The organism is Roseibium denhamense (assembly GCF_009711415.1).
Lineage (GTDB): Bacteria > Pseudomonadota > Alphaproteobacteria > Rhizobiales > Stappiaceae > Roseibium > Roseibium denhamense.
The window spans coordinates 1-2,727 of record NZ_SMLZ01000053.1 but is presented as its reverse complement, the minus strand read 5'-3'; the positions used below and the strand labels follow the sequence as shown (position 1 = coordinate 2,727).

At 53.5% G+C, this 2,727-nt stretch carries 3 protein-coding genes; all 3 read right to left on the bottom strand.

The window, feature by feature from the left end; genetic code table 11:
* Window positions 1–114 precede the first annotated feature (114 nt).
* Window positions 115–870: an SDR family oxidoreductase gene (locus tag E1180_RS00210; protein WP_155189084.1), complete on the bottom strand. Its 756-nt coding sequence runs from the start codon at window positions 868–870 to the stop codon at window positions 115–117.
* Window positions 871–893: 23 nt separating this feature from the next.
* Window positions 894–1,778, bottom strand: a complete 885-nt coding sequence (locus E1180_RS00205; protein WP_155189083.1) for a dihydropteroate synthase — start codon at window positions 1,776–1,778, stop codon at window positions 894–896.
* Between the two features lie 71 nt (window positions 1,779–1,849).
* Complete coding sequence (locus E1180_RS00200) at window positions 1,850–2,254, bottom strand: dihydroneopterin aldolase (RefSeq protein ID WP_155189082.1); 405 nt, start codon at window positions 2,252–2,254, stop codon at window positions 1,850–1,852.
* Window positions 2,255–2,727: the final 473 nt, after the last annotated feature.

The following is a 2,727-nucleotide window of genomic DNA, read 5'->3' as shown; positions in this document are numbered from 1 at the left end:
CAACTTTCAGGGTCAACACCGAAAATGGAAGTTTTTGAAGTTTTTTACAGCGCGGCGGAGCGCGGTGGATATTAAGTGAATATTAACCTTGAAATTGGTGCAATTTCGCCAATTCTAGCCAATGGGGGCATTTCCGAAGCCCATCAAACGCTGCCCGGCATCAACAACCAGGGTGTGGCCGGTCACCTGACGGGCAGTCAAAAAATACCGCAGCGCACCGACGATATCTTCCGGTCCGAGCCCCGGACCTAAAGGGGTCAGCCGTTGGCGTGCGTCAAAGTTTTCCTGGGTCTGATCGCTCGGCAAGATCAGACCCGGTGCGATCGCATTCACCCGAATGCCCTTTGCGCCGAGATCATAGGCGGCCAGCCGCGTTGCACCGTCCAAGGCAAATTTTCCGCAGAAATAGCTAAACCGCTCAGGAGAAGCCGACATCATCTGAGTGTCAAGCATGTTGAGGATTAGCCCTCCCTCCGGCAATGGCTCTTGCTGGGCAAAAGCCTGCATTAAAAACACCGGCGCTGCGGCATTGACGTTCATCAGAAACTGCCAGCTCTGCAGTGTCAGATCGGACAGGCAATCCGTGTTGAACGCGGACGCTGAATTAACCAAAACGGAGACCGCACCACCCAAAGCTTCGGCTGCATCGGAAATTAACGTCCCAGCCGTTTCCGGTTGGCTCAGGTCTTTTTGCAAAAGAACAGACTTGCCGCCCTCGGCCTGAATGCGGTCATGAAGCTCCTTGGCGCCATCAACCGAAGAATTGTAATGAAGGCCAACGGCGTATCCTTCGGCGGCAAGACCTTCGGCAATAGCTTTGCCCAGACGTTTGCCCGCCCCGGTCACAAGAGCGATCTTTTGGTCAGCCATTTTACGCCCTTTCAATTGCCGTCTTACGCATAATCCTGCAGGTTCAACACGGGCTGCACCCGCGGCACCTCATGGCTGCGCACCATGTTTGCTTTTGACAAGACCGCAAGAGTTGCCGCACTTGTCTGCGCGACCCGAACCTCGTCCCGGAACAGGAACACATGGCCGGTCAGCTGGACGGTCACTGGCCAGCCCAATTCGCGGAGGCGGAAAGATTGCAAAATGCTATCGGTCTGATACCGGATCCGGTCCGGACCGTCGGGCAGATTGAGCGCAAATCCAAACCCGGGATCAACCCAGAGGCGGTCGATGCCTGCGGCCTCCGCCATGGCGACACGATCCTTAAAGAACTTGAGCTGTGCATCAAAAACCTGGTCAACCGGCGGCAGGTGATCGCTGGAGCGTGCATTCACCCCGGGTGTGTAACACAAGATCAATCCAGCCTCATGTTTGGCAATCGCTTCATAAAAACTTTTATCGTCGACCCGCCCGGTCAGGTTCACCACACCTGCGCCCGCTTCAAGCAATGCTATAGCGACTTCCGGATGATAGGTTTCGACGGACACGAGGATCTTCTCATCCGCGAGTGCTGAGACAACCGGTCCCATGCGGTCTATCTGGCGTTCAATGGAAACAATATCCGCGGTCTCACCGGTCGATTCACCGCCAATGTCCACCATGGCCGCCCCTTCAAGGGTCATGCGGCGCCCCCGGTAAAGGGCGGCTTCCAGAGTGTGGCAGACCGTCTCCCGGTAGGAGCTGTCCGGAGACAGGTTCAAAACCCCCATCTGATAGGTTCGGTCCTCAAATATTTTTCCAAACTTTGGAAACTCAAAGGTTCGAATCGGGGTTTCCAGCGCCTCCCGGTATTTCAGCCACAGAGGAAGGACGCGGTCAGCGGAAATCATGAAATTGGCTCCTGAGAAGAGAAATGGCGGGCGTGAGCGAACACTTAGTCCAGCGTTAGAAATAAACAAGTTTACGCTTGCTGGCGGCGGGTGATCCGGATGCCTACGCCTTCGGCTTCTTTGAATATATCAGGCTTGCTGACTTTGACGGTTACCTGATCGGCAAGCGGATTTTGGAGGACAAAAGCGGCAACCGCCTCAGCCCATTCCTCTACCAGATCGACATGCCCGCCATGGGCTGCCTTTTCCTTGATAAAAAAGACGGTATCAGCATAAGAAACATAATCCCCCGTCTTTGAGACGACTGCCTGGTAACCCGGAACTGTGCGAATCTCTATATCAAAGCGCAGACCTTGTTTGCGGCCTTTTTCACTGTCCAGGATGCCAATTTCCGCATCAATGAGAAGACCATCAACAAGGATGGTATCCTGGCTCTCCCCCGGGATTGATTGGTTTTTAGCGGAGCTTAATTCCATTACAAGTTATCCCAAGTCTCCAATGACTACAAATATATCGGCTTTGGCAATTAAGCGCTAAGCTGAGGCTTTCTAATTCTTTATTCGCTCCAATAAGTTAGGGGCGGTTCGCCAGACATCAATAGTACAAAACAGCGAACAGCGACTTAAATGGCCTCAAGCGGGACCGTTGACGAATATGCTAAGTGAGCGATCCGCGAGTTAAGACCGAGGGATTTGACCGGCACCCGATATTTCTGGTGGCCTCATACCGATTGGATTTTGCGCATAGTTTTATCGTGGTGCACTTCTTGGATTACTTTGCAAAGCTTTTGACACCTACGGGCACTCTGCAGCGATCGTTATCCTTCAACGCAATTGAACTATGGTTGTCACTGATTTCGCTACTCGGGCCCGCTTTGCGTGGCCGGTATTGGGTATCGCCGCCTGGATACGACAACAGCCGCGGCCCTTACGGGACGAGGCTGTTTTTG